23 protein-coding genes are annotated in these 26,587 nt (G+C 49.8%); 12 read left to right on the top strand and 11 right to left on the bottom strand.

Translation table 11 applies throughout. The features are described from left to right. Window positions 1-178 precede the first annotated feature (178 nt). On the bottom strand, window positions 179-751 hold the full coding sequence (gene rpoE, locus DX130_RS18460; protein ID WP_116047890.1) for a DNA-directed RNA polymerase subunit delta: 573 nt from the start codon (window positions 749-751) through the stop codon (window positions 179-181). Window positions 752-1,149: 398 nt separating this feature from the next. Between rpoE and DX130_RS18465 the strand changes: the two genes are divergently transcribed. Then, window positions 1,150-2,247: a S8 family peptidase gene (locus tag DX130_RS18465; protein WP_116048483.1), complete on the top strand. Its 1,098-nt coding sequence runs from the start codon at window positions 1,150-1,152 to the stop codon at window positions 2,245-2,247. A 33-nt stretch (window positions 2,248-2,280) separates the two neighbouring features. Here DX130_RS18465 and argS read toward each other — a convergent pair whose 3' ends face one another. From argS to DX130_RS18480, 3 genes are all read right to left on the bottom strand, one after another. Continuing rightward, the gene (gene argS, locus DX130_RS18470; protein ID WP_116047892.1) at window positions 2,281-3,960 is read right to left on the bottom strand and encodes an arginine--tRNA ligase; all 1,680 of its coding nucleotides are present in this window, start codon (window positions 3,958-3,960) and stop codon (window positions 2,281-2,283) included. Then, a complete protein-coding gene (locus tag DX130_RS18475) occupies window positions 3,957-4,400 on the bottom strand; it encodes a YwiB family protein (protein ID WP_116047893.1) in 444 nt (147 codons plus the stop codon). The genes argS and DX130_RS18475 overlap by 4 nt, the downstream gene beginning before the upstream one ends. A gap of 84 nt (window positions 4,401-4,484) precedes the next feature. Beyond that, a complete protein-coding gene (locus DX130_RS18480) occupies window positions 4,485-5,024 on the bottom strand; it encodes a DNA-deoxyinosine glycosylase (RefSeq protein WP_116047895.1) in 540 nt (179 codons plus the stop codon). A gap of 364 nt (window positions 5,025-5,388) precedes the next feature. On the opposite strand from DX130_RS18480, the gene DX130_RS18485 reads away from it, so the two are divergent. Beyond that, complete coding sequence (locus tag DX130_RS18485; RefSeq protein ID WP_165861357.1) at window positions 5,389-6,315, top strand: copper amine oxidase N-terminal domain-containing protein; 927 nt, start codon at window positions 5,389-5,391, stop codon at window positions 6,313-6,315. Window positions 6,316-6,426: 111 nt separating this feature from the next. Here DX130_RS18485 and speE read toward each other — a convergent pair whose 3' ends face one another. Together speE and DX130_RS18495 are read right to left on the bottom strand one after the other, a co-directional pair. Continuing rightward, on the bottom strand, window positions 6,427-7,254 hold the full coding sequence (gene speE, locus DX130_RS18490) for a polyamine aminopropyltransferase (RefSeq protein ID WP_116047899.1): 828 nt from the start codon (window positions 7,252-7,254) through the stop codon (window positions 6,427-6,429). A gap of 108 nt (window positions 7,255-7,362) precedes the next feature. Continuing rightward, window positions 7,363-8,607 (bottom strand): sugar efflux transporter, encoded by a 1,245-nt coding sequence (locus DX130_RS18495; RefSeq protein WP_165861358.1) that lies wholly within the window; start codon window positions 8,605-8,607, stop codon window positions 7,363-7,365. A 322-nt stretch (window positions 8,608-8,929) separates the two neighbouring features. Here DX130_RS18495 and DX130_RS18500 point away from each other — a divergent pair, with 322 nt between their 5' ends. From DX130_RS18500 to DX130_RS18535, 8 genes are all read left to right on the top strand, one after another. Beyond that, entirely contained in the window at window positions 8,930-11,071 is a 2,142-nt protein-coding gene (locus tag DX130_RS18500) for a transglycosylase domain-containing protein (RefSeq protein ID WP_206098855.1), read from the top strand. 503 nt (window positions 11,072-11,574) lie between these two features. Then, window positions 11,575-11,880 carry a hypothetical protein gene (locus DX130_RS18505; RefSeq protein ID WP_116047902.1) on the top strand — a complete coding sequence of 102 codons (306 nt, stop codon included), beginning with the start codon at window positions 11,575-11,577 and terminating at the stop codon, window positions 11,878-11,880. A 627-nt stretch (window positions 11,881-12,507) separates the two neighbouring features. Further along, window positions 12,508-13,488 (top strand): ubiquinol oxidase subunit II, encoded by a 981-nt coding sequence (cyoA, locus tag DX130_RS18510; protein ID WP_116047904.1) that lies wholly within the window; start codon window positions 12,508-12,510, stop codon window positions 13,486-13,488. A gap of 29 nt (window positions 13,489-13,517) precedes the next feature. Beyond that, a complete protein-coding gene (locus DX130_RS18515; RefSeq protein WP_116047905.1) occupies window positions 13,518-15,506 on the top strand; it encodes a cbb3-type cytochrome c oxidase subunit I in 1,989 nt (662 codons plus the stop codon). After that, window positions 15,506-16,156 carry a cytochrome o ubiquinol oxidase subunit III gene (gene cyoC / locus DX130_RS18520; RefSeq protein ID WP_116047906.1) on the top strand — a complete coding sequence of 217 codons (651 nt, stop codon included), beginning with the start codon at window positions 15,506-15,508 and terminating at the stop codon, window positions 16,154-16,156. Before DX130_RS18515 ends, cyoC begins: the two co-directional genes overlap by 1 nt. Before the next feature lies 1 nt (window position 16,157). Further along, the gene (gene cyoD, locus DX130_RS18525; RefSeq protein ID WP_116047908.1) at window positions 16,158-16,502 is read left to right on the top strand and encodes a cytochrome o ubiquinol oxidase subunit IV; all 345 of its coding nucleotides are present in this window, start codon (window positions 16,158-16,160) and stop codon (window positions 16,500-16,502) included. A gap of 180 nt (window positions 16,503-16,682) precedes the next feature. Further along, on the top strand, window positions 16,683-17,684 hold the full coding sequence (locus tag DX130_RS18530) for a GNAT family N-acetyltransferase (RefSeq protein WP_165861359.1): 1,002 nt from the start codon (window positions 16,683-16,685) through the stop codon (window positions 17,682-17,684). Window positions 17,685-17,994: 310 nt separating this feature from the next. Continuing rightward, complete coding sequence (locus tag DX130_RS18535) at window positions 17,995-19,248, top strand: ABC transporter substrate-binding protein (RefSeq protein ID WP_116047912.1); 1,254 nt, start codon at window positions 17,995-17,997, stop codon at window positions 19,246-19,248. Between the two features lie 63 nt (window positions 19,249-19,311). On the opposite strand, the gene DX130_RS18540 is transcribed toward DX130_RS18535, so the two are convergent. From DX130_RS18540 to DX130_RS18555, 4 genes are read right to left on the bottom strand one after another with little or no spacing between them, the layout of a single operon-like run. After that, window positions 19,312-20,031 carry a hypothetical protein gene (locus DX130_RS18540; RefSeq protein ID WP_116047914.1) on the bottom strand — a complete coding sequence of 240 codons (720 nt, stop codon included), beginning with the start codon at window positions 20,029-20,031 and terminating at the stop codon, window positions 19,312-19,314. Continuing rightward, window positions 20,028-21,293, bottom strand: coding sequence for a hypothetical protein (locus DX130_RS18545; protein ID WP_116047917.1), 1,266 nt, complete (start codon window positions 21,291-21,293; stop codon window positions 20,028-20,030). Before DX130_RS18545 ends, DX130_RS18540 begins: the two co-directional genes overlap by 4 nt. A gap of 25 nt (window positions 21,294-21,318) precedes the next feature. Beyond that, complete coding sequence (locus DX130_RS18550; RefSeq protein ID WP_116047919.1) at window positions 21,319-22,005, bottom strand: hypothetical protein; 687 nt, start codon at window positions 22,003-22,005, stop codon at window positions 21,319-21,321. After that, the gene (locus DX130_RS18555) at window positions 22,002-22,622 is read right to left on the bottom strand and encodes an RNA polymerase sigma factor (RefSeq protein WP_240644584.1); all 621 of its coding nucleotides are present in this window, start codon (window positions 22,620-22,622) and stop codon (window positions 22,002-22,004) included. The genes DX130_RS18550 and DX130_RS18555 overlap by 4 nt, the downstream gene beginning before the upstream one ends. Window positions 22,623-22,825: 203 nt before the next feature. On the opposite strand from DX130_RS18555, the gene DX130_RS18560 reads away from it, so the two are divergent. After that, window positions 22,826-23,842: a S66 family peptidase gene (locus tag DX130_RS18560; protein WP_116047923.1), complete on the top strand. Its 1,017-nt coding sequence runs from the start codon at window positions 22,826-22,828 to the stop codon at window positions 23,840-23,842. 85 nt (window positions 23,843-23,927) lie between these two features. Here the strand turns inward: DX130_RS18560 and DX130_RS18565 are convergent, their stop codons facing one another. After that, on the bottom strand, window positions 23,928-24,452 hold the full coding sequence (locus tag DX130_RS18565; RefSeq protein WP_116047925.1) for a YwhD family protein: 525 nt from the start codon (window positions 24,450-24,452) through the stop codon (window positions 23,928-23,930). Between the two features lie 103 nt (window positions 24,453-24,555). On the opposite strand from DX130_RS18565, the gene DX130_RS18570 reads away from it, so the two are divergent. Further along, window positions 24,556-26,571 carry a M1 family metallopeptidase gene (locus DX130_RS18570; protein ID WP_116047927.1) on the top strand — a complete coding sequence of 672 codons (2,016 nt, stop codon included), beginning with the start codon at window positions 24,556-24,558 and terminating at the stop codon, window positions 26,569-26,571. The last annotated feature ends 16 nt before the right edge of the window (window positions 26,572-26,587 follow it).

Consider the following 26,587-nt stretch of genomic DNA (forward strand, 5'->3'; position numbering starts at 1 on the left):
CAAATCATTGCTTCTTCAACTTGTCCCTTCAAACAAAAAAAGTGACACCCGTAGCACCGGGGGCACTTTTCTCATCTGCATATCAAATGCGTTATTTGTTAACTTAATCTTAAAGCCCATGCAATAGTTTACTCTGCCCTCATGGGGCATGTCAAGCAAAACTAGCTTCCATCTCGGACTATCGATCTTCCTCGTCTTCCTCGTCTTCTAATGCCTCATCCTCGTCTTCTTCCCCGGCATCCAGCTCTTCGCCTTCACCCGCTTCTTCGAGGTCCTCGTCTTCGATTTCGACATCTTCATCAACTTCCGATTCCTCTTCCGATTCCTCGAAGTCTTCGCTGTCTTCATCGTATGCATCGTAGTCTTCATCATCCGATGCGTAGCTGTCGTCTTCCTCATCCGCAAAGATATCCTCGTCTTCCAGATCATCATCATCATTAATGATACGAGTACGCTTCGCATTGCCTACAGGATCTTCAGAACGTTCAACCGGATACCAACGCTTCAGGCCCCACATATTGCTGCCTACGCAAGCGAATCGTCCGTCAATGTTGATCTCCGTATACACTTGTGCGATGAACTGATTGATGCCATCTTCGGAAAGACCTCGTATCTTAGCGATCTCCATCATCAGATCGCGATAATAATAAGGTTTATTAGCTGCTTTCAGAACCTCGAACGCCAGGTCGACCATTGGCATTTCCTTCACGCGCTCAGGATCCAGCTTCAATGTATAGTTGCTTCCGCTCATATCGACACATCCTCTCTTGCCAAAAATTATGTACACATTCATTAGTCGCTTACAGGCTAGTCACAGTATAGTAAAACCTATTTCATGCAAAAAATCAAGCAGGCTTCCATCTTACCCCCCCAACAACAAAAAGCGAAGGAGCGACCCTTCGCTTTGACTGTATCCATCCGACAAGCCGCAAGCGGAATTATCGGAAATGCAAGAGCATGGTAAGCTCTTCATTTATCCTATGTCCTTTGGAGCAAATTGACACGGTATTCGGCCTATTTCTCGGAAAAAAGGCAAGTTGCTCATGCGGCTTCTCATGCGAATTCATAAGATGATGAAGCATCGTCCTTCGGGAGGGGAAGCCAAAATTGGATACCGCCGCATTATTACGCTGGTTACAGCAATCGACAATGAATAGCCAAATTGCCACAACCAAAAGAATTATACGATTCCAGAATGGCAGCGAGTATCGGCGCTTCCTTCGCCATCTATCCGAGGCTGCTTCATCGGCAGCCCGTCTGAAAGCGATCAAACCTCTGCCCTTCATTCGGGGCATCTCCTGCAGGCTGCCGCCCGATGCCAGACTGCTGGAATCCTGTTCCGGAAGGATATGGATGGAGCAGGACTGCAAAATCAGCGTCAGCCCTTCTGGCCAACGAGGACTCGCGCTAGAAAACGGTATTCCATGGGGCATTCAACAAATAAGAGCCCCGCAAGCATGGGGCATCACAACCGGCCACCGAGTCAAAGTTGGCGTCATTGATACCGGCGTCGATTTCAACCACCCCGATCTACACCACTCCCTGCTGCGAGGTATTAACTTATTAAATCGAAGCAAGATGCCTTATGACGACAACGGTCACGGTACGCATATCGCAGGCACCATTGCGGCAGCCAACCAAATGCATGGCATGATCGGCGTAGCTCCAAGAGCCCTTATCGCGCCTGTGAAAGCCTTCGATCATAACGGAAGCGCCTTTGTCTCCGACATTATTCTCGGCATCGAATGGTGTGTTCGCAACGGAATGAATGTCATTAATATGAGCTTTGGCATGAAGACTCGAAGCAAGGCTTTACTTGGCGCCGTAACGAACGCCTACAATTCCGGCGTTATTATCGTTGCCTCCTCCGGCAATGACGGAAAGCTCAGATCCGTGGATTACCCGGCACGTTATCCGCAAACCATCTCCGTGGGAGCAACGAACCGGCATCGGCGCGTTGCACCTTTCAGCAACCGCGGCACTTATATCGACATCTACGCTCCGGGCGACAAAATAACGTCAGCCTGGCTCCGAGGCAAATACAATGAGATGAGCGGCACCTCGATGGCCACCTCTCATGTCAGCGGCGCAATAGCTCTCCTGCTGTCGCTGCGTCCAGGATTATCTCCAGGCGAGATCAAATCCATTATGAAGCGATCCATGCAGCCTCTCAAAAACAGCAAAGCCCGCCGAAACATCGGCGAGCTGGATGTCATACGTATGCTGCAAGCCGCTGAGCGGAAATAGCTCTGCGGTTTGTTTTATTTCAAAGAAAACGACCTACATCCGCTCCGGCGTTGATACTCCAACTAAGCGAAGCACATTCGCGATCGCGATGCGCACAGCACCAAGGAGCGCCAATCTAGCCGCTGTCTGATCAGCGTCTTCGGTAATGACGCGCTCTGCACGGTAGTAGCTGTGTAATTCCGCAGCCAGCTCATACACATAACGAATCAGGCGATGCGGCGCATATTGCGCAGCAGCTTCCGCTATTTCCTGCGGCAGCTCGCCGATTTTGCGAATCAAATCATATTCCGCTTCGCTGTTCAGCTTGGCGTAATTTACGCTGCCTGCATCTGGAATAGCGATGCCCTGCTCTTCCGCCTGTCTGAATATGCTGCAGATTCTGGCATGCGCATACTGAACGTAGAAGACCGGGTTTTCGTTCGAAGTCGAAATCGCCAGATCCATATCAAAGTCCAGATGAGAGTCCATGCTTCTCATCGAGAAGAAATAGCGGATCGCATCCACGCCAACCTCATCCATCAAGTCTTCCATCGTCACCGCTTTGCCAGTCCGCTTCGACATCTTCATCTTCTCGCCGTTCTGGAATAAGCTAACCATCTGGGCGATCAATACCGTCAGTTTCTCCGGATCGTTGCCTAACGCCGCCATCGCAGCCTTCACGCGCGGAATATAGCCATGATGATCCGCTCCCCAGATGTTGATCATCTGGTCAAACCCTCGGCCGTACTTATTGCGGTGGTACGCAATATCTGGCGTCAGGTAGGTGTACGATCCGTCATTTTTCACAAGCACGCGGTTTTTGTCGTCACCAAATGGCATGGTTGACAACCAAGTTGCGCCCTCTTCCTCATAGACATGTCCGGATGCCTTCAGTGCTTCCAGTCCCTGTTCTACCTGGCCGCTCTCATAGAGCGAAGTCTCGCTGTACCAGACATCGAAGCCGACGCGGAAGCGTCCGAGATCGCGCTTGATCTTATCCAGCTCCTTCTCCAGGCCGAAGCTGCGGAAGTACGTGAAGCGCTCCTTATCGGACAATTGAAGCAGCTTGTCACCTTCTTGCTCCGCCAGCCCTTTGGCAAAAACGATAATGTCTTCCCCGTAATAGCCGTCCTCCGGCATCTCCGCCTCTTGGCCGAGCGCTTGACGATAACGCGCCTCCAGTGACAATGCCAGATTCTCTACCTGTTTGCCGGCATCGTTAATATAATATTCGCGTGTCACTTCATAACCCGCGAAGTCTAGTACATTACACAGCGAATCGCCGACTGCTGCGCCGCGCGCATGGCCTAGATGTAGGCTGCCCGTGGGGTTGGCGCTGACGAACTCCACTTGTACACGCGAGCCTTGACCAGCAGACACACGACCGTAATCTTCTCCTGCCTTTAGCGCATCCGCAATGATCGGATACAGATAGCTTTTGTTCATACGGAAGTTAATGAAGCCCGGTCCTGCAATCTCTGCCGATTGAATAGAAGCTCCCTTATGATCCAAATGCTCGATAATCGCTTCGGCAATTGCGCGAGGATTCTTCTTCGCCAGCTTGGTTAGCTGCATAGCCGCATTCGTCGCCAGATCGCCATGGGATTTGTCCTTCGGCACTTCAAGCACGAACACCGGAAGGTCTTCTCTCGCCGCCAGTCCAGCTGCTACTGCTGCATCCGCAATAGCTGATTTTACTTGCTCATACAATTTGTCCAATACGTTCGCACTCATGATTCGTGATCCTCCTGTATATGGAGACGGATATGGAACCGTCCCGATAGTTGCTCGCTTACATATAGATCGTAACGCCATTCCAAGGTGAACGGCGGCGCAGTCGGCAATAACGCGCCCGGCTGATCCTGAGTCGCCTTCGCATGCAGCGTCAGTGACTTCGTCCGCGTCTCCAGCTCGAATATCGTCACCGCAGATTGATAACGCCCGATCCGGCTTTGACCAGAAACGAACAACTGATCCGATTGCACCGCGCCACTCCGCTTAAGTGACAGCTCGCCCGGGGAATACCGAATGAGCGCGCGTGTCGCTTCGTCTTCCGCATAACGGATGAACAGCGACTTCTCCTTGCGAAACCATTCTCCCTTGTAACGATGTGTCCCTTTTTCTCCGTCCGCTTTGCTTTCCAATAAAATGATGGCCTTGCCGCTATCCCTCATTGCCCCGCTCCCGCTATCGTTCTTTCGTATGTTACTACTATATACAGGAAGCCCTCCAATTTCAACGCCTGAATCCGCGAAAAACTAGCGATCCATGGCAAAAGGAACGATGGCACGCCAAACGTTGATCCGATCCTCCAGGCTCCGCATATGCTTAGTTGGAATCGGACTTGAGGAGGGCAGTTTTATTTTTGCAACCTGCTGAAGGGAAGGATGGTCGCCGAAAGTTTTGCGGAAGGTGTCATACGCTTTACTCCCGTTGAATGCAATCGCCTGAATGCCAGGATAACGCTCCAGCAGTCCGGGGAAGTCATTGGGAATCTCTTCTTTTATATTGGCATCCAGGCTCCCTTCCCTCTCGCAGGAGTGAATGACATCCCATACCGCGAGCCGATGTTCCCGGAGAAAGGCAATTCGATTCTCATAGATAGGGTCAGGGGGCGGGTATTCCGAATCGCCTGGTGCGCTCTCTTGAAACAAGCCATATAGAATACGCCAAAAATAATTTTGCGGATGTCCATAGAACTGCCCGTACTCCAGCGACTTTACGCTTGGCGCCGTACCGGCAATGAGCACCCGCGAACGTTCATCGACAACAGGCGGGAATGAATAAATCATCGTCATGAGAGACGCCTCCTTTCATCTATCCATTATATCCTGCAGGGCGCTGCCCATGCGAAAGAAGGGGACTGCCATGCAACGCGGCAAACATACTTACTTTATATAGGATGTTATAAAATTGTAATAGCAATGGTTAAATTTCTCAGTTATACTAGATCGAGTATTCACAATCGTCGTAAAATATATATTTACCTATGTAATTCATCATACATAGTTGTTATTACATATGCATGTTATGGATTATTCTACACGATCTAATAATGAATCCCTTCCGTTCATAATTGCAGCTCGGACGTATGGCAAGCCGTTGTTAAGTCCCAGGACTTCAACATATATCATTTCATACACACACAGAGGAGATGGCTTTATGAAAAAGTTTTTCACCAAAAAAGTGCTGGTTATGACGACGGCGCTTTCGCTCGCTTTGAGTGCAGGCTCGATCGCTTATTCAGCGACGACACTCAAAAAAATTACGGCCTATCAAAACTATGCCATTGGCATTGAAGTTGGCGGCAAAAAAGTGGATCTCAGCATGGATGGCAAAAAGCTGTATCCCATTACGTTCGAAGGCAGAACTTACGTCCCAGCTCGGATCGTAGCCGACTCGCTCGGCGCAAATGTTCAATGGGATGAGAAACGCCAGACCGTTGTTCTTACACCTGAAGGACAGACACCACCGAAAATCGACACCGGCTCTTCGACGACTACGTCTCCAAGCGGCTCTGCTTCAGCATCCAGCAACAAAGGCTCATTGAAAGACCCGATTAAATTCAATACGGCATTCACTTATAAAGAGCTGATCAACTACAAGCCGGAGGAGTATGATACCAGCTCCGCCGATTACACCGTAACGGTCACGAAGTCTGTCCCTATTACGAAGGAGCAGATCGTCGATTATGGCTTCAAGCGTCCGGAAGACAATCCGGATCTGGAGTACAGAATGGTAACCCTTAACCTCAAGGTCAAAAACGCAACCATGAAAAGCAGCGGAAAAGACAGCGGCTATAGGTACCTGACTACCTACAGACCTTATATCATGGGAGCAGAGACAGCGAAGGGGGATTATGTCATCGGCGCTACTGACTATGGCTTCGATGGCTCTATGAGCGAAGCAGCCTATGAAGCCCTGCCGGACTTCCCGAAGGTGACGCCTTCGACCAAGGGCAGCTCCTACGAAGTAAACGGAAATGTCATTCTTCCTGTTATTAAAGGGCAAGAGAATTATTTGGTTATTACCAAAAGCGATTCTACGATAGAGTACTCCGATCGTAAAATTTACTTCAAGCTTCAATAGGTCAATCTGGGCGTTCAAAGTCATAAGTCTTGATCAAGCCAAAAAGAACGAAGCAGCGATATCACGCTGCTTCGTTCTTTTTTGGCCGCATTCTGTTGGCTTCGCTTCTTCTTACTTCACCAAATCCTCTACGAATTTAGGAAGGATGAACGCCGCCTTATGCAAGCGAGGTGTGTAATATTTTGTATCCAGCTCCGGAATGGAAGACTCGTCCACTTGAAGCGGATCATGTTTTTTGCTGCCCATTGTGAATGTCCATAGACCGGACGGGTAAGTCGGAATGTTCGCGCCGTATACGCGTACGATCGGGAATACTTCCTTCACATCGCGGTTTACGCTTTGAATCAAGTCAGCTTTAAACCAAGGGTTGTCCGTCTGTGCGACGAAGATGCCGTCTTCCTTCAACGCCTCGTAGATGCCTTGATAGAAGCCGCGCGTGAACAGGTTCGCCGCTGGCCCTACCGGCTCGGTAGAGTCGACCATGATAACGTCATAAGTGTTCTTATGATCATGGATATGCATGAAGCCGTCATTGACAAGCACCTCTACGCGAGGGTTGTCCAGCTCGCCTGCAATCGTCGGCAGGTATTTTTTCGAATACTCAATAACCTTGCCGTCGATATCGACCAGAACCGCTTTTTTGACCTTCGGGTGCTTCATCACTTCACGGATAACACCGCCGTCGCCGCCGCCTACTACAAGCACGTTCTCAGGGTTTGGATGCGTGAAGAGAACCGGATGCGCCACCATCTCATGGTAGACGAATTCATCCTTTACCGTTGTCATGACCATGCCGTCGAGAACGAGCATTGTGCCGAACTCTTCCGTCTCGATCATATCCAATTGTTGAAACTCCGTTTGTTCATGTACATAGCTTTTAGTAATCTTCGCCGTAATGCCGAAGTTTTCGGTTTGTTTCTCGGTATACCATAATTCCATGAGATTGATCCCTTCTTTCCATCAATGGTTCAACCTGTATTATAGTATTTCAAGCCGAAAATGCAACCTTTTGGACCGTCCTGCACAAAAAATTAATGAAATCCTCCATTATCCGCTGACTGACGCTTGGTTTGATACTCTTTTGGCCCGATTAAGCCCGAACAAGAGCACGACTGCTCCCAAAGTAAAGATGGCGCAAGTCAGATACACATTGCGGTAGCCGAAAGCGTCCGCGATCAGACCGAACAGCACAAAACCAAGCATGTTGCCTGCCTTGCTCGAATTGGAGTATAAGTTCGTTGCAGTCCCTGGCATCTCCGGCAAGAAGTCCTGAAAATACGTGATCGCAATTCCTGATGTGATTGAGATGTAAGCCGCACTTAGAATTTGTACCGAGAAGATATGCCAAGTCGAATTGGCGAAAAATAATAGACAGAAATAGATAAGAGCCAGCACCGCACCCAGACGTATTAGCCGGTCGCTCTTCATTCTCGTAGCCATATAGCCAAAGCCCAGCATGAACGGAATTTCAAAAATCGGCGGAATGCTGAAAATGATTCCGATATCTTCCTTGCCGCCGCCGAGCACCTTCGTTACAAACTGTGCCATATTCATCGAGCTGAGCGTAGTCGCCGCCGAGATAAACGTAAAGGCGACCAGATTGATGAAGATGGTCGGCTGGAACACGATTTTTTTGAGCGGAATATTGGCTTTCTCCGACTTGGCCCCGGCGGCTTCTGTACGGCGATGCAGGAACAACAGCGCAATGATCGCTACGATCGCATTACAGGTAGCGGCGACGACGAACAGTCCTGTGAAGCCCATAAATAGCAGGACATAAGAAGCAATGGCAGGACCGACTGTCCAAGACAGGGCAAAGATCGTCCGCAAGATGTTCATGTACAGAGGAACCTGCTTAGCAGGCACCTCGGACCTAGTCAGCGCTTCTCTGCCGATCGCGAACATTTGGGAGAACGTCGAGGACGCAATCCCGAGGAATACTGCTGAAAATACAAGCAACACATAGTAGTTGCGCGAGTAGGCAAAGCCCATATAGCCGATTATTCCCGCTACCGCGCAAAGAATCAAAATGAACTTACGATCCGACACGCGGTCGGACAGCTTCGCTATTGCCGTGCTGAGCACAATGCCGCATAACGACGAGACCAGCATGAAGATGCCGAAGGTCGTATTGCTCATTCCTACTTCATCGATGCCGAATAGAGAATTGAAGGGCAAGATGAAAGCATGAGATATGCCCAGAAAAATGTTGATAACCATAATGATCGGGAATCCTTGAATTCCCCATGCCGTTTTAGCATGATGCTTCATTGACGCGATAAAGTTACTCATCCTACCATCCCCGTATTTTTCTATATCTATAGGAACAGCCAGTCCTTTTTCACCGTTTGTCAAAAAATATGACGACATGCTGTCGTCAGTACAGTGAGGCTAGCCGCAGTATTTCTCTCTCTCCTATTACGAACGCTCAATTCCGATCAGATCGTTATTCTCAACATACTCGCATAAACCTTCGCAGAGTTCAAGATAATAATGTGTTTATAACCATCCTGAATCAAACATTTATTCGATATCTATTGATCATTGAATAGCTGATTCCGCATTTTTCCATACTAAAGAATAGATCAGCAACACGCGGAAGGGAGTCGGCAGCATGTTCAAAAGGATACCTCCGATCTTCAGACGAAAAAGCAAGACTAAACGCCGCTCAGCCTTTCCTCATATCTCCGAGCGGTTTCTTCCCTATATGCTGAGGCTGCAGAAGTGGCTTAGACGGATAAGCATGGCTCTGCTTGCAGCTGCTGTCATCGTGGCGGGACTTTACCTATACTTGCGCACGCAGGCGCTGCCCCTCTCGAAAATTAGTCAAACCTCCCAGATGCTCGACATACAGGGCCACATTATTGATACCTTCCATGCTGGGGAGAACCGCCGTTCAGTCGCTTTGAGCGATATCTCCCACTATGTTGTGGATGCGACGCTTGCGATTGAAGATCGGAGATTCTATCGTCACTCCGGCTTCGATCTGAAGGGCATGGCCCGTGCGGTCGTCGTGAACGTGCAAAGTATGTCGGCCAGGCAAGGGGCCAGCACACTCACTCAACAGCTTGCGCGCAATCTCTATCTCAGCCATGAACGAACCTGGCAGCGTAAGCTCAAGGAAGCCATGTATACCGCTCAACTGGAGATGAAATATAGCAAAGACGATATTCTTGGGATGTATTTGAACCAAATTTATTACGGGCATGGCTCTTATGGCATCGAAGCGGCATCCATGATGTACTTCGACAAGCACGCCTCCGAGCTCTCGCTGGCCGAAAGCGCCATGTTGGCCGGAATTCCGAAGGGGCCCAAATATTATTCTCCTTATTTAAATATGAAGGCCGCCAAGGACCGGCAATCGCTCATCCTGGAAGCCATGAAGGAAGGCGGCTCTATTACCGAAGAGCAGGCTCAAGCTGCATATGGCGAGATGCTGACCTTTCAGCCGCAAGGCTCTCAGCAGCAGGAGGGCTTTGCCCCTTATTTCCGAGACTATATCCGTTTTCTTGCGGTGGAGCAGCTCGGCATCGATTCATCGCTCCTGAATGAGGGCGGCATCACCATCTATACGACGCTTGATCAGGCGGCGCAGGCGGCTGCGGAAGAATCCATTAAGCAGATTATGCCGTCAGGCTCAGAGCAGCAAGCGGCGTTAGTCGCAATCGATCCTCGTACCGGCTACATCAAAGCCATGGTCGGCGGCAGAGATTATGCCAAAAATCAATACAACCGCGTGTTCGCCAGTACACGCCAGCCAGGCTCCGCCTTCAAGCCGTTCCTGTATATGTCGGCGCTGCAAAGCGGCTTCATGTCTCCGGTTACGCGCTTCAAGAGCGAGCCAACCGTATTCAGCTATGATGAAGGCCGCAAGACGTATGAACCGCATAATTATGGTGACAAGTACGCGGAGGATTATATCGACATGCGCACCGCCATCAGCGGCTCCGACAATATCTATGCGGTCAATACGATTATGACGGTTGGCGCAGACAAGGTAATTGAGACTGCACGTAAGCTCGGCATTCGCAGCCGTATGCAGCCTGTTCCTTCGCTTGCGCTGGGGACATTCCCGGCCAGTCCGTTCGAGATGGCATCTGCATACGGCGTATTCGCCAATGCCGGGCTTCGATTGGAGCCGATCGCCATTCTGCGTATTGAAGACCGAAAGGGAAACGTATTATATGAAGCGAAGTCTGCGGAGGAGCAGGTCATTACGGCTGCGGAGGCTTATGTCATGACGAGCCTGCTGGAGAGCGTGTTCGACGATGGCGGTACGGCGCACCGGGTATCGGCGACGATCAAGCGCCCCGTCGCCGGCAAGACGGGCACAACAGCCACCGACGCATGGCTCGTTGGCTATACGCCAGAGCTGGCGGCCGCTGTCTGGGTCGGTTACGACAAGGACCGGATGCTGACCGTCGCGGAGGCACATCGTGCGGCGCCGATCTTTGCCCGATTTATCGAAGGCACGCTATCCGCTGTGCCGCCGAAGTACTTCCCCGTGCCGGAGGGCGTCGTGAACATCTTCATCGATCCCGCATCCGGCAAGTTAGCCGCGGCGACTTGCCCAAGCCGACGGCTGGAATCGTTCCTCGCCGGCACGGAGCCGACAGAGGTATGCGGCTCGCCTGCGGACGCCGGCAACGGAACTGGCCGCGAGAACAGCAGCAGCGGGCAAGGCAAGTTTGAGAACGGCAAGCCGCAGAAGCAACGCTCTTGGTGGAATGACCTGAAGCGGTGGTGGACGGACTAACACTCTGTTGGCTGGAGCTTTGTTGGTGGGAGCTTTGTTGGTTGTAGCTTTGTTTGCCAGGAGCTTTTTTGGAGGAAGTGGTTCTTGAAGCTAACTTGCATGCGAGTACGATTGCATCTTGCTTGCGAATGAACAATATTAGGAAGTGAACGCGGCGCGGCCTGCAGCATGTTGCTGCAGGCCGCGCTTATGACAGGATGATGTTGTGCCCAAGATCAGCGCCTCCTCACACTTAACATTTCCTCGCGACACTAATTCCCCATTTTCGTCTCATTCCCACATTTAACGTTTCCTCACAACACTAACGCCCAGATACTTGCCCCTTTCAGTGATTGTTCGTTCACAGTTACTCCCGGTTGCTTCCAAGCCGGTCGCCTTTTTCATCTTCTTCTAAGCTTTTTGTCTAATTTATGTGCAAAAAGTGAATTTTCTTTGAACAAACTGCATAATATGTGGTATAGTATGGTTAAGTAAGCACTTTCATTATCTAAGGAGTGTTTGATATGACTACAAAAACAGCAACAATCAGCCAACTTGGCCCAACAAAATCCGACGTGAAACGTCTAGTAAATGTAATGACTGCGATGGCTTGGGGTGTTCTCGGCATCGGCTTTCTCTTATGCCTCATTAACTTAAGTCATTTCAGCGATAAGAATATCGGCCTTATGGTCGGAATCGGATTCCTGATCGGCAGCGTTCACATTTATGTGATTGGCACAGCCATCGGTCTTGTTCATGCCAGATTGAACAGCAACAACCATAACCAATCGGAGACGAACACCTCTGAAGTATCAGATAAGGAACACTAAAGTCATTCATGACTATTAACAAACAAGCCCTCCAACTTCTCATGAAGAAGTTGGAGGGCTTGTTCCGTTTCCTCCCATTGTCCATTTCCTTATAACTACATAGGGATAGTTCCCGTAAATTTCCTAGATATGACTGTTTATCAGGCTATATTCAACCATATGTCTAACTCGTGACTAATATATGGCGGAAAAAAGTCAAATTGTTTACGTAATTGTTAACCCTACAGTCACAGCGTTTCGAATCTGCTATGTTAGTCGTAAGCTATTTTTAAGTGTTTGCGGACGAAGCTAGACGACTGTGAGTATTCCAGCATGTGCTTTGATTCACAAACCTTAACACATGCTCTCAAAGCGTATATGCTTCTCACGCCTCGGCATAAGCTTTGCTACACAAACCTAAGCGATACTTTTCGTAGCTAGGTTTGTTCACATGTCATCAAAGTGACTTTTGCTTCACAAACCTAAGCGAATGCTTCCGTAGCTAGGTTTGTTTACAAGCCAGCCTTTCATTGCCTGGCTTTATGCTTCACAAACCTTAGCGATTGCTTCCGTAGCTAGGTTTGCTCATAAGCCAGCATTTCATTGCTTGGCTTTAGCTTCACAAACCTTTAAGGAGTTGGAACCGTGATGAGACGTAATTATCGAATGCTGACAGCAGGGCTCTTCCTAGCGATGGTCTTCCTGCTCTCAGGCTGCAGCGAGCAGTATATTGTGCTCGATCCGAAAGGACCGATTGGGCAATCCCAGAAAGACTTGATTATCATATCAACCGTTCTGTGCGCAGTCATCATTATTCCGGTGCTTGTCATGACGGCTGTTATCGTGTGGCGCTACCGTGACCGCCCAGGCAGCAAAGCGAAATACAAGCCGAACTGGGAACACAATACGAAGCTGGAAGTGACATGGTGGAGCGTTCCGATCGTGGTCATCATTATCCTTGCAGCCATAACGGTCAACTATACTTATAAGCTGGAGCCTTCTCGGGCGATCGAGTCTGAAAAGGCGCCGATTACGATACAGGTAACCTCAATGGATTGGAAGTGGCTGTTCAAATATCCGGATGAAGATATCGCAACAGTCAACTATGTGAAGTTCCCGGAAGGCGTGCCGGTTCGCTTCCAACTGACATCCGACACAGCGATGAACTCCTTCTGGATTCCACAGCTTGGCGGCCAACTCTACTCCATGTCCGGCATGGCGATGACATTGTATCTGCAAGCCGATGAACTAGGAAGCTACTATGGCTCGGGCGCCAACTTTAACGGCAAAGATTTTGCCCAAATGACCTTCAAGGCCGATGCCGTATCCCAAGAGGAATACGATGCGTGGGTTCAGGAAGTGAAGAAAGACGCTCCAGCACTAACTATGGATGGTTATAAGAAATTGCAAAGGCCGGGCCGCTCTGACGTACAGCAATTCTCCAGCTTCCCGGACGGACTGTTCGAGCACATCGTAACGCAATATGTCGAAAAAGGCAGCAGCGGCGCGCACTCGCATCATGGCGTCAGCTCGGACACTTCGAAGACTGAAGCAACTAGCAAGAACAACGATAGCGGAACCGACAAGGCCGACGCATCAGACCAACACAACGGACACGCAGGCCATTAACGTACCGTTATCGAAAGGAGAACTAGCTCATGTGGGATAAGATCAAAGATTTTTCATCCGAGTTTTTCGTGACGGGCGACCCGCTCATTCTCGGAGCTCAAGTATCGATTGCGATTACGATGGTAGCTATCGTTTTCGTACTCACGTATTTCAAAAAATGGCGCTGGCTATGGACGGAATGGCTAACCTCCGTCGATCATAAAAAAATCGGCATCATGTATATCATCGCATCCATTCTGATGTTGTTCCGCGGCGGGGTTGACGCCCTGCTCATGCGTATGCAACTGGCTGCCCCGCAATTGGAATTCCTGAATGCGGAGCATTATAATCAGATATTCACAACGCATGGCGTTATCATGATCTTGTTCATGGCCATGCCGCTCATGTTCGGCTTGTTCAACATTGTCGTACCGCTCCAGATCGGCGCGCGCGACGTCGCATTCCCGTTCCTGAACTCCTTAAGCTTCTGGATGTTCTTCTTCGGGGCAATGCTATTCAACATGTCATTCGTTATCGGCGGTTCGCCTGATGCAGGCTGGCTCGCTTACCCGCCATTGTCAGGATTGTCAGGCAGTCCGGGCGTCGGTCAGGACTTCTATATATGGGGCATACAGATATCCGGTATCGGCTCCTTGGCAACAGGCATTAACTTTATCGTCACGATCCTGAAGATGCGCGCGCCAGGCATGAAGCTTATGAAAATGCCCATGTTCACCTGGTCCGTTCTGTCTTCCTGTACAACGATCATTTTCGCATTCCCAATCTTGACGGTTACTCTGTTCCTGCTATTCCTGGATCGCTACATGGGTGCACACTTCTTCACCCTCGACGGCGGCGGCAACCCGATGATGTATATTAACCTCATCTGGATGTGGGGACACCCTGAAGTATATATTGTTATTTTGCCGGCATTCGGTATCTTCTCCGAGATCGTCTCGGCATTCTCGAAGAAAAAACTGTTTGGTTACAAATCGATGGTATTTGCTCTAATGTCCATCAGCTTCTTCTCCTTCTTTACTTGGGCGCATCACTTCTTCACGATGGGCACCGGCGCGAATGTCAATGCATTCTTCGCCGTCACGACCATGTTGATCGCGATACCTACCGGTGTCAAAGTGTTCAACTGGCTGTTCACCATGTATCGAGGCAAGCTTAGCTTCCCTACACCGATGATGTGGACGGTTGCCTTTATCCCATGTTTCGTCATTGGGGGCATGACCGGGGTGCTGCTATCCGTAGCGCCTGCGGACTTCCAGTTCCACAACAGTTACTTCTTGATCGCTCACTTCCACCAAGTGTTGATCGGCGGCGTCGTATTCGGTTACTTCGCAGGTCTATACTACTGGTGGCCAAAAATGTTCGGCTTCAAGCTTCATGAAGGTTTGGGCAAATGGGCATTCTGGTTCTGGAATATTGGCTTCTATGTCTGCTTCATGCCGCAATACGCGCTTGGCCTAATGGGTATGACTCGCCGCTTCAACGAATACAACTTCGATATGGGCTGGCAGCCGCTCAACGTCGTATCGACGGTAGGCGGATTCCTGATGGGTATCGCGTTCCTGTTCCAGGTATGGCAGATTGCGCATAGCATCAAGTTCTACAAGAAAGAGAAAACGGGAGATACTTGGGATGGCCGTACACTGGAATGGTCAATTCCATCGCCTGCGCCAATGTACAACTTCGCTCGTACGCCTATCGTTACAGAGCAAGATGATTGGTGGGAGAAGAAGCAGCGCCGCTTGAGAGGCGAAGCCGATGCTCCTGAGGTTGTCCAAGCAGAGCAAGCGCCGCTGGAGCCAATCCACATGCCGCGCAACTCCGGTGTACCGTTCGTCATGTCTGCTTTCTGGTTCACTGCCGGCTTCGGCTTTGTCTGGGATTGGAAATGGATGATTGTACTTGGACTCGGCGGCGTTATCGTAACTATGCTAGTTCGATCCTTTACCTATAATACGGATTACTATATTCCGGTCGAAGAAATTGAGCGGACCGAAGCCGCTGCAAGGGGGGCTCACTAATGGCAGAAGCAATAAAACAAAAGGGGCACCTTGCCCATGCCGGTCACGGTAGCCACGATAGTGGCGACCACGGTCACGGTCATGACCATCATGACCAGGAAGAGATGAAGACCTTTGGCTTCTGGCTCTTCCTGATTACCGACGTTATTCTGTTCGGCGTATTATTCGCCACTTATGTCGTCCTGCGGAACAACACCGCAGGCGGCCCGCTTGGCAGCGAGCTGATCGAAATGCCAGGCATTATCGCATCTACGTTTATCTTGCTCACAAGCAGCTTCACCAGCGGCATCGCGCTGCTGGAGATGAACAAAGGCAACAAAAAGGGACTGATCACTTGGCTGATCATCACCGCATTGCTAGGCGCTTCCTTTATCTATCTGGAAGTGAACGAATTTATTCACCTTGTACATGAAGGCGCGAATATCGGTACAAGCGCGTACTGGTCCGCATTCTTCACGCTTGTCGGAACGCATGGACTTCATGTATCGCTTGGTCTTGTGTGGATGACGGTGCTTATTGTTCAGATCAGACGACGCGGTATTACTCCGGTCACAAAGCGTAAAGTCAACATCGTCAGCTTGTACTGGCATTTCCTTGACGTCGTATGGATCTTTGTCTTCACAATCGTGTATCTGATGGGGGTGATGTAGGATGGCGAACCATAATGCTCACACAGAGCATGGAGATCACGGCGGTCATGAAGGCGGCCACGGCTCCATGAAGTCGTATGTCATCGGCTTCCTGCTCTCGATCGTACTGACGATCATCCCGCTTGTGGCTGTTATGAACGACATGTTCAGCAAGCAAGTGACGACAGTCATTATTCTCATCATGGCTATTCTGCAATTCGCCGTCCAGCTCTTGTTCTTCATGCATATCCGAGACGAGAAGAAACCTCGCTACAACCTGATCTCCCTGATCTTCGGCCTTGTCATTATGCTGACGATCGTCGCAGGTTCGATCTGGATCATGACATACAATGCGGTAGCAACTTAAATCAATAGCCTTTACGTATAGAAGCTTTGCGGATATTGAAATCCGTGAAGCTTCTTTTTATGCCAGTAACAATTGGTTCAAAAGCAATCTTTCCCTACCTTCCTCTCCTTCGTTGCCTCATACTTTGAGCTATATAAAGGGAAAGATGGTGGATCCATGTTATTTCGTACAAGAGAATTAATGCTACCCCAAGATTATGAACAGCTTGCCGGACTGCTCAGCGGCCATTGGTCGGAGCCAACCTCCGCAGAACGACTGGAAGAAGATGACCGCAAGCTATTTGAAGTAGGCGAAACCTGGAAGGATGAGAACGGGCTGCTGGTCGGTTATGACCGTACACGCCGTGTGGCTGTTAACGTGAACGACGATATCATCGGGTACGTGTGGGCCTGGCGGGCGCCTTGGACGGAACCGGGCTATATATGCATAACGCTGGTGGTTACTCCTGATTCGCGCGGGCATGGAGTCGGGGAAGCTCTGCTGCGTCACGCTTATGAATGGGCGGAGCAACTCGGCGCCTCCTCTCTAATCTCTGAAGTATGGGATGACCAACCCCGCTCATTAGAATTTGCCCATCGAAGAGGCTTTCTGGTCGAACGTCATGCCTATCAATCGGTCCTTCAACTAAAGGATACGACAATGGAAGTAATGGAGATGGAACCTGAGGCTATACTGGCTCATAACGGCCTGCGTCTTCTGTCCTTGGCCGATGAGCCTGGAGAAGACAGCGAGCGTAAGTTGTACCAACTGGCATGTGAGACGATGAGGGATATTCCAAGTTTCCTCGGAGATGTGCCTGACTTTGTAGAATGGAGAAAGTGGTATTTGCAAGTAGACGGTTTTACACCTGAGCTTGTCCTGATTGCCGCTGATGGCGACCGTTTCGTCGGGATGACTAATGTGCTCCATAACTCCGCTACTAACGGGCTTTATCATGAGTACACGGGCGTAGATCGAGCGTACCACGGCAAGAAAGTTGCGCGTGCCCTTAAGCTGGAGGCGATCCGCGCCGGTAAAAACCGAGGGGCAGATTATATTCGTACGGACAATGATTCTATGAATGATCCGATTCTATCCATTAACCGCGAGTTAGGATACGTTCCGCTAAGGGGCAACTATCGCATTATTGCGTCCATGGAGAAGGTGGAGGAAGCTTTAAACATGAACAAGTTGCATCCGTAATTCAAGTCACCCTCATAGTCACAAATTGTTGCGGATTACTGTGATTGCAATCACTTCCGTAATTGCTTCAATCTACCTATTGCCGGAGGACAGCCGCGAGATCGCCGATTTCAGCCAGGTCAATATGTGAGCGTATATTCAAAGGTTGAAAATTGAATACGAATGAATTAGTATGATACTAGATTTACATACATATATTATCAAAATTTACATATAGACATACATTCCGACTCCTCGATGAAAGGGGGGTCTTGCAATAAACAAGTAAGTCGCCATGTACAATGTGTAGGCGTGTAAAAGGGGGAGTTTCATGTATAGCATCAAGTCGATTACCATCATGTTAGTATCATCAATCATGATAGGCTTATTGTCAGGATGCACCAAAACCGAACCGCCGCCGCAAGAGGCTATCCTTAAGTTGATGGTCGATAACCTTTACTCTTTTCCGTATGAGCCGCTTATTATCGGACAATTTCCACATATCACCCTAGAAATTATAGATGTGTCGCAAGCAAGAACCTTTCGGTCAGGAGACACGCCTGAAATCGTAGAAAAACGTGTGCGCGATCTCATCAACTCCGAGAACCCGGATATCTTCTATAATCTAAATCCCGCCCAATACGGAACTAGGCTTGTGAATCTAGAGCCTCTGATTTCGCGGGATAAATTTGAACTGAGCGAAGTTCATAACTATCATATTAATAATCTGAAGGCGAATGAAATGCCGATCACTCAGTTGTCCCCGACCTTCGATCGGTACGCATTGTATTTAAATCATAACGTTTTTAAGCAAGCTAGCGTGGATATTCCGCAGACATCTGTCAACTGGGAGCAACTTCATCACACCGCACAACTTTTTGCCGGACAAGAATATAATGATAAGCCTGTGTACGGCTACTATATAGGGAACTATTGGTACCAAATATGGTCTGATGTTGGGGCTATGAATAGTATGCGATTGTTTGATCGTGGCGGCAATATAACCAATGACCTGGAGCCATGGCGCAAGTTGTTAGAGCAACTTGCACAGGATGCCTTATCAGGTGCTATGTTAACCTCTCAAGAAGTGAATTATGAAACAATGAAGCAAACAGCAATGTTCATTGGCAACTCTATGCCATTATCCTGGTTGGCAAGCAACAATGAATCGCCGGACGATTGGAGCATCATTTCATATCCAATGGATACAAGGAACCCTCAGCCCTATCCGTACTATATGACAGGGAATCTCTACATCAACCAGGCCAGTCCCTATGAAGATCAAGCATGGGAAGTCATAAAATATATAAACAGTCCAGCAGCGGCCAAATTGATTTCAGCATCCAGCTCTGGACTTTCTGTGTATAAGGAATACATTCCGCTAAAACCATTTGCAATCGATGCGTTTCTCGATAATCCCGGATCACCTAGACTTTATGGGACGAACCCCGACTCAGACAAACTCTCCGAATTTGCGGGGGATCTGCAATCGGGCATGGCTGCAGTTGTTGCGGAACAGCAAACATTCGAAGAACTATGGAGTTTGTTAGAGCATAAAAGCAAGGAGTTATTCCTATCGGAATAACTCCTTGCTTTATCTAAAATCCTTTAGCATGTGACGAGACCGCTATTCTTCGTCATCTCCTGGCTAATAAGGGCGCCGTTCCACTTCCAGGCCACTCGGTATGGTTACAATCAAGCCGGAATTTATCGAATCAGAGGTCAGGAAACCGCCCCTTCTGTCCGGTGCATCTACGAATACATACAACGAAGAGCCTACTCTGTTCGTATGAATGAGTTCATTCAGGTTCGACAGCGGTTCCGTTGAACGATAACGGATCTGCCCCATGAGCTGCAGTTCATTTGTCTCTGCTTCCTCCACGCTTACATACAGAGCAGCCTGCACAATAATGGTACTAATCTCCTCAGGCACTTCAAGTTTTCCGCTTTCAATGTAAGCCGTCCTGTAAGTCATATCGATCTCACGCTGTATCTCGCCGTAGATACCTGACGACATTAACAGTGAAAGCATCAAGCTCCCCGTACCAAGCACACCTACAAAAAACACGCTGAGCCAATCATATCGAATAATCGCATTAGATTTGCCTACCGTTATCAAATAAATCAAGAGCTCCACGCCAAGCAAAATAAATACAACAGGTGCTACCCATAGCAGCAACTCATAAGCCTTCGCATCCTGCCAGATCGATACGGCAAAGGCTGTGCCGATTAGAATGAGCGTAATACCCATCGACAACGATCCTACCCGCCACTCCCTGACCGGCTTTGCGGCCGGATACGGCTCCTTCACAGCTGCAGAGGAATAAGACTCGGCAGGGTACGGGTTTATAGGTCTATCCATATTCATCTCGTGTCCCCTCCCCTGTCTTCATACCGCGGCGGCGGCTCGCTGGGGGATGGTGTTCTGTTGCCAACTAAGCTGCGGCGGCCAAACGCTAGACGCAAGCCGATGACGATCATTACAAATGAGATAATGGCTGTTGGAATCATATAGGTGAATTGTTTAAACTGATGGTACAGCTCCGGCCGAATTCTGGAAATGACATCAAGCAGAATACGATCAAAGATAAAATAGAAGCCGAAGACGAACAGACCTATACCAAGCCAACGTTGGTATGGAACAAATGCAGGCAACAGCGGCTCGTCTTTCATTTGCTGGCGCCCATAGCGGGAAAGCTGCGCTAAAGCATCGAAGAAGGCGAAGAACCAAAATAACGGCAGTAGGAACAGAAATAACGAGAGCCGCAAATTATCCATAATGTAGATCGCTAGAAGGAATCCCCCCATCAGCTGCAGGCCTCTTTTTTGCAAGCCGAGATAAAGATGCCCCGCTCCCGGGAAGATCGCCAGCGCGATCGTTAGCACCCGATTCTTTTGACCAGAAGCAATATGTGTTTCGATTCCCTCGAATAGCGATTTGTCCTCCAGCGTCTCGCCACGCATCTTCCGCTGCACCAGACTGGATGCATCAGACATGCTGTAGATCCAAATGACGGGCAGCGCCAGCAGAAATACAAGCAACGAACCCGAATTCATAATAAAGGTTAAAAATAGTGTAATCGCGAACAAGCCTACAAACGAAACCATAAATGTAATGCCTCGTTGCATCAAACCCAGATTCATATGGCCAAGTCCAGGAATAATAGACATCATGATTGTTTTATTTTTCAAATGTTCGAGCTCGTAATGGGGTCGCTGGCCATAGTCCTGTCCTGATCCTGCTGCTTGCTGATTGCTTGCAGCGCCTTGAAAAGCTGCAGATCCGTATGGCGGCGGAGGGCCGACGCTGGATGCGCTGCTGCCGGCATAATCGCCTTGCGGCATATAACCATGCGGCACCGGCGGCATGAACACCTTACCCGATAGCAACGTTATAATCATGTCCAACATATTTACAAACCCGAATACAGCTGCAACGAACATGAATAAGATCACAAATTCCTCGTTGCGATAGCCTCCGCTTACAAACCAAATAAATAGAGCCAAGGCAATAGAACCAAAGAAACCTCCCCCATAGAGCAAACCCCGGATCGGCCTTCTCAGATACAGATGCCCCACGCCGGGAATAAAAGATAGAAAAAACGCAACTAGCGGGCTTTTGTCCATCATATCTCATCCTTCCTTTCATTCCTCATTATTTGAACCGCCATGATTGAATACCGTCGAGCCAGTTCCCCGCTTGATTAACCAACCGATCCGACCAGGACGGCTCCCCCAGCCACTCCGCTCCAACGTTATAGGGCGGGATGTTGTTCCGATGTTGCTCATTAAGCTCCTGCAGCGATTGAGAGAAGCTGGACAATGCGCCTGTGGCCAACAGCATAAGAGTAATGGAAGCTGCAATAGTATAATGCGTGACAGGGTGCTGCAGCCATGAACCGCGTCTTGCCGCAGGCTTCTGCACTTGCTTCTGCTCTTCTTGCTTCTTCTCCAGCGGCGAATGTGTTGCATCTCCTGCAAGCTCAAGCGGTTTCTTCTCCTGAGTCGCCCCTTCAATCAAGACTAGAGGGTTGGGGTCCGGCACTGGCTCAAGAGCGACTTCTAACGATTGGGCAGTATGCATCGTTTCTATTACATCAGTACGCATTAGAGCAGCCATTACTTCTTCTTCCATTCGCACCATGTCTGGCAGTCCGGCTTCCATCCATAACGGATCATCTGCTTGATCCACTTCCTCCATCATGGCCATGAACCGCCACAGGCAGCCCTCGCATAGTTCCAGCTCCGAGTCCACTTGATCCCGGTCCTGTGGAGACAGCTCATTGCGAATATATCGCTGTAATTGCTCATCTGTCAGATGTCCTGCTTCCATTCCGTTCATTCAAAGTCCTCCTCTCGCCAATGCCGCCTCATCCAATTCCGGGCACGATAGAGCCTGGATTCAACACTTTTGCGTTCCAGCCCCGTTTCGGCCGCTATTTGCTCATAGCTTTTTTCCTCTATATAAAAGGCATGTATAACTTCGCGATAACGATCCGGCAGTTCATCTACTTTAGCTTGTATGTAGCTAAGCTCCTCTTGGCGTATCGCAATGGATTCCGCAGCCGGTGCAGGCATGGCGCTCAGCATACCATCCGCTAGAAATTCCGTCTTCTGCCGATCGACGCCTTCCTGTTCCATCAGCTGCTCAGGCCTTCTTGCTTTGCTTCGCTTGAAATCAATGGCCCGATTAACGGCAATTCGGGTAATCCAGGTTTTCAGCCCATCCATTCGGTAATTCGGGAGAGAGCGATAGATGAGGAGAAGCACTTCCTGGGTCACATCTTCCGCATCATGCGGCGAATGCAGCACGGCGTAGACGGTTTTGTAGATATAAGGTCCATAGGCTTGTACGAACGGTCGATACTGCTCGGGCCCGCCGCCCTGCACTGCTATGAGCCAAGCTTCGTCTTGAATTGCGCTCTCCTCCCTTCCCGATATAGATAGACGTTCGAACAACCTCGGAACCCTGCACATTCCCTAAAAAGCTTTTTTAGCCAAACAAACATCTGGTTCATTCTACAGCGCAGCCACTAGAAACTGCAACTTGGTCAAGGAAATTATTCACAGCGGAACAGGATCTCGGCACCACTAAAATACTGATAGACACAACTCGCTTACCCTTGTATAATTCCCAAAAAAGGAAAAAGGGGAGGACTACCATGATTACGTATCCGACTTTGAGACAAAACGCTACGATTGGGGTTACTGCGCCGTCATCCGGCGTGCAAAAAGAAATTCAGTTCATTCTGACAGAAGCTGTTGCCAAGATGAATAAGGAAGGATTCGCCGTCGTTATTGGAGAGACGCCATGGAAACAGCTTAAAGCCAAGTCCTCTCCTGCTATGGAGAGAGCGACGGAATTAAACGCCATGATGGCTGACAAGAACATCGATATCATTATTCCACCTTGGGGCGGAGAACTGCTTATTGAGCTATTGGAGCATTTGGATTTCGCCAATTACTCAGCAAAGTGGCTGCTGGGCTACTCTGATACGAGCCTTCTGTTGCTCGCCGTAACACTTGCTACAGGGATCGCAACGGCACATGGCACGAATCTGGTGGATTTGCGCGGAGAGTTTTGGGACGACACCACCGCAGCATGGCTCCAGGCTCTGCGCACGAAGACGGGGAAGTCCATCGTACAGCAATCGTCTCCCTTCTATCAGAAGGAATGGAACTTCGAGGAACCGTCTCCCTGTGTCTTTCACTTGACGGAACCTACGAGCTGGAAGACCGTCTCCGGTAAATCCGTTCATATGGAAGGACGCTTGCTTGGCGGTTGTATCGATATCATTCGCCATCTGGCGGGGACACCGTTTGGAGATATTCATGGATTCCGGAAGAAGCATATTCCGGGCGAGCGGATCGTATGGTATTTCGAGAACTGCGAATTGCGCACGACGGATCTTAAACGATCATTGGTGCAGCTAAAGCTTGCCGGATGGTTTGACCATTGTTCGGGCCTTATGTTTGGCAGAAGCGCAGCGAACGCGCCTGTAGAGGACTATGAGATCGAGGACGTGTACCGGGATCTTGCGGAGGAACTTGATGTGCCGATCATCTACGATATCGATTGCGGACATGTTCCGCCCCAGATGACGTTCATCAATGGAGCTTATGGAGAAATCGCTGTATCGGATGGCAAAGGAACCGTTACACAATACTTCAAGCCTTAGTATAGGCATAAATGAAGAAAGCAGCGCTTCACCAAAAACGACCCGGCTCCTAGGAACCAGGTCGTTTCTTTATGCAAAAGCATTATTATCCGCCCAGAACATCCTTCAGCTCAGCCGGCGTACGCTCCCACCATTCCGCATTATGTTCTACCAGCAGCTTGCGAAGCGCTGCCTTATCCCCATCACCAAGGTTATCTACCATATAACGGCGCTTGATCGCATAGTCTAGACGATTCACATGGTCGGCAAGAAGCTTCCATCCACGGCGCGCCTCCGTATCGATCAACATCTCACATGCCGTTGCTCCGGCATAGTAAGAGCCTTCCTCATTGCGATCGACCGCTACCCAGACGATCCAGCATTGGCGTCCGTTCGGCGTATCTTCCTTGTTCGGCGTGAACTTGATGCCTCGCTCAATCTTGCTCTTCGCATGCATTGCACCTACATCGATATAGGCGACGCCCTCGTCAATCATTACACAGGCCACATCGCTAAGATCGATAGAGCCTGCGCCAAAGCCTCTATGTTTCTTGCTGCTCACTACGTTGAGCGACAAGGATTTCTTCTCTTTAACCTCCGGCTGAACCGGCGTATTTTCTTGCTCCGTCATGCTTATCCCACCTTCCCATACAATAATTCCATTTTAGCTAATAATCTTGGAATTGCAAACATATACATGCTTTAGATGCTTGTCAACGGGAGGGAAACGTTCAATGACTCCACGCTATATCAAACAAATTCTATTCGGTTCGCTCGCAGTCGTCTTCCTCGTCACCTCGATGAAGTACGGCTTCGGAGAAGCATGGCTATCCCAATATACGTATGCGCTTGCCCCTGCCGCCGATGTCATGCAGCCAGCTTCACCTGCTCCAAATTCGGCCAAGCCGCAAGTTGTCCAGCAGCCGGACACAGCCCTGCCGCCTAAGCCGCAGCCGCTGAGCAAGCGGGTAGTGGAATACCACATTAACGTCTCGCTTCGCGACGATGGCCAACATCTCGACGGAGCGCAGGATGTCACCTGGACGAATCCTGGCAAAAAAACAGTGTCCGAGCTCTACTTCCACTTGTACCCGAACGCCTTCCAATCTCCCAAGACGACGTTCATGACCGAATCCCACGGCATGCTGCGCAAGGATAAGGCGACTCCGAACAGCAGAAGCCATATAAAGCTGCTTGCGCTGCAGACGCTTGAGGGCGAGAGCCTGCTTCCGCGACTGCAATACACGCAGCCCGATGACGGCAATCCAAGCGATTATACGCTCGCGAGACTGCGTCTGCCGGAGCCTGTTCCTCCAGGCAAATCGGTGACACTGCGCATGAGTTATGAAGTGAAATTGCCAGAGGTCTTTGCCAGAATGGGTTATTCCGGGGACTTCATCATGGCAGGGCAATGGTTCCCGAAGCTGGCCGTGTATGAAACGCAGGGGACAAGAGGTCGAACGTCCGAAGGCTGGAATGTTCACCAATATCATGGAAACTCGGAGTTTTATAGCGACTTCGGCATCTATAGCGTGCGCATTCAAGTGCCGGAAACCTACACGGTTGCGGCTACCGGATTCCAGACCAAACCGATTGTGCAACAAGACGGGACTAAGATATTCCAGTTCTATGCCGAGGATGTTCACGACTTCGCCTGGGCTGCATCGCCGAATTTCATCTACGAGGAGGTTGCTTTCTCGGACAAGGGCATTCCGGGCGTAAGGATCAAGCTCTACCTGGATCCCGCGCACGCGGAGCTGAAGGACCGCTACATGCACGCGGCCAAGTCCGCGCTGGCCAATTACTCCAGATGGTACGGCACCTATCCATACAATACGCTATCCGTCGTCGTCCCCCCGAAGGGAGCAGCTGGCGCTGGCGGTATGGAGTATCCGACGCTAATCACCGCTTTTGCCGCCGAGAACAGTGATCCTGGGTATGAGCTGGAGCGTACTGTCGTGCATGAGATCGGCCATCAGTTCTGGTACGGCATGGTCGCCTCCAACGAATTCGAGGAAGCTTGGCTGGATGAAGGCTTCACCTCCTATGCCGAGGACAAAGTGATGGAAGCAGCTTACGGCATAACGTCTAACCTGCGGCTTGAAGCCAGCTATATGACGCATCCCGCTCCACTGAAACAGCCGTCTTGGGCATATGGCAATCATCTTCAGTATGCCGAAAATGTGTACATGCGTGCCAAGCTGGTGCTGGTGGATATCGAGAACAAGGTCGGAGAGAAGATGATGAACCGCATCATGCGGACCTACTTCCAGAAGTACAAGTTCAAGCACCCGGCCACAGTAGACTTCCAGCGTGTCGTGGAGCAAGTAACGAAAGCCGACTGGACGGAATATTTCAATCAGTTTGTCTACAGCAACCGTATGGCCGACTTTTCTGTGGATGCGATCGAGGTCAAGTCGATTGAACGTGAAGAAGGCCAGCTATACGAGTCTACCGTGCTCATCAAGAAGAATGGCGGAACATCCGGCCCGATCCCCATTTTATTCAAGTTCATTGACGGATCGACCATCACGAAGGAATGGGCAGGAGACGAATCCCATATTCAATATACCGAAGTGACGACCGTGCCTTTGGAATGGGTCATGGTCGACCCCGATCATACCAATGTACTGGATAATAAGCTTATCAATAACTTTATGCTGGCCGAGCTCCCAGGCGAGACGCGCACGCGATGGAACGTTGGTGTATCCAAGTTCATTCAGGGTGTATTGAGTATGTTCGGCTGGTAGCGGCTTTGCCTGTCCG

It is taken from the genome of Paenibacillus paeoniae, assembly GCF_003388735.1.
Lineage (GTDB): Bacteria > Bacillota > Bacilli > Paenibacillales > Paenibacillaceae > Pristimantibacillus > Pristimantibacillus paeoniae.

Coding starts and splice junctions, on each gene's coding strand:
- DX130_RS18565 (WP_116047925.1), bottom strand. CDS start 24,452: ATGACGGAGCAAGAAAATACGCCGGTTCAGCCGGAGGTTAAAGAGAAG.
- cyoD (WP_116047908.1), top strand. CDS start 16,158: ATGGCGAACCATAATGCTCACACAGAGCATGGAGATCACGGCGGTCAT.
- cyoA (WP_116047904.1), top strand. CDS start 12,508: ATGAGACGTAATTATCGAATGCTGACAGCAGGGCTCTTCCTAGCGATG.
- DX130_RS18475 (WP_116047893.1), bottom strand. CDS start 4,400: ATGAGGGATAGCGGCAAGGCCATCATTTTATTGGAAAGCAAAGCGGAC.
- speE (WP_116047899.1), bottom strand. CDS start 7,254: ATGGAATTATGGTATACCGAGAAACAAACCGAAAACTTCGGCATTACG.
- DX130_RS18545 (WP_116047917.1), bottom strand. CDS start 21,293: ATGATGGACAAAAGCCCGCTAGTTGCGTTTTTTCTATCTTTTATTCCC.
- DX130_RS18485 (WP_165861357.1), top strand. CDS start 5,389: ATGAAAAAGTTTTTCACCAAAAAAGTGCTGGTTATGACGACGGCGCTT.
- rpoE (WP_116047890.1), bottom strand. CDS start 751: ATGAGCGGAAGCAACTATACATTGAAGCTGGATCCTGAGCGCGTGAAG.
- DX130_RS18505 (WP_116047902.1), top strand. CDS start 11,575: ATGACTACAAAAACAGCAACAATCAGCCAACTTGGCCCAACAAAATCC.
- DX130_RS18495 (WP_165861358.1), bottom strand. CDS start 8,607: ATGAGTAACTTTATCGCGTCAATGAAGCATCATGCTAAAACGGCATGG.
- argS (WP_116047892.1), bottom strand. CDS start 3,960: ATGAGTGCGAACGTATTGGACAAATTGTATGAGCAAGTAAAATCAGCT.
- DX130_RS18515 (WP_116047905.1), top strand. CDS start 13,518: ATGTGGGATAAGATCAAAGATTTTTCATCCGAGTTTTTCGTGACGGGC.
- DX130_RS18550 (WP_116047919.1), bottom strand. CDS start 22,005: ATGAACGGAATGGAAGCAGGACATCTGACAGATGAGCAATTACAGCGA.
- DX130_RS18500 (WP_206098855.1), top strand. CDS start 8,930: ATGTTCAAAAGGATACCTCCGATCTTCAGACGAAAAAGCAAGACTAAA.
- DX130_RS18530 (WP_165861359.1), top strand. CDS start 16,683: ATGCTACCCCAAGATTATGAACAGCTTGCCGGACTGCTCAGCGGCCAT.
- DX130_RS18535 (WP_116047912.1), top strand. CDS start 17,995: ATGTATAGCATCAAGTCGATTACCATCATGTTAGTATCATCAATCATG.
- DX130_RS18465 (WP_116048483.1), top strand. CDS start 1,150: ATGAATAGCCAAATTGCCACAACCAAAAGAATTATACGATTCCAGAAT.
- DX130_RS18540 (WP_116047914.1), bottom strand. CDS start 20,031: ATGAATATGGATAGACCTATAAACCCGTACCCTGCCGAGTCTTATTCC.
- DX130_RS18570 (WP_116047927.1), top strand. CDS start 24,556: ATGACTCCACGCTATATCAAACAAATTCTATTCGGTTCGCTCGCAGTC.
- cyoC (WP_116047906.1), top strand. CDS start 15,506: ATGGCAGAAGCAATAAAACAAAAGGGGCACCTTGCCCATGCCGGTCAC.
- DX130_RS18560 (WP_116047923.1), top strand. CDS start 22,826: ATGATTACGTATCCGACTTTGAGACAAAACGCTACGATTGGGGTTACT.
- DX130_RS18480 (WP_116047895.1), bottom strand. CDS start 5,024: ATGACGATGATTTATTCATTCCCGCCTGTTGTCGATGAACGTTCGCGG.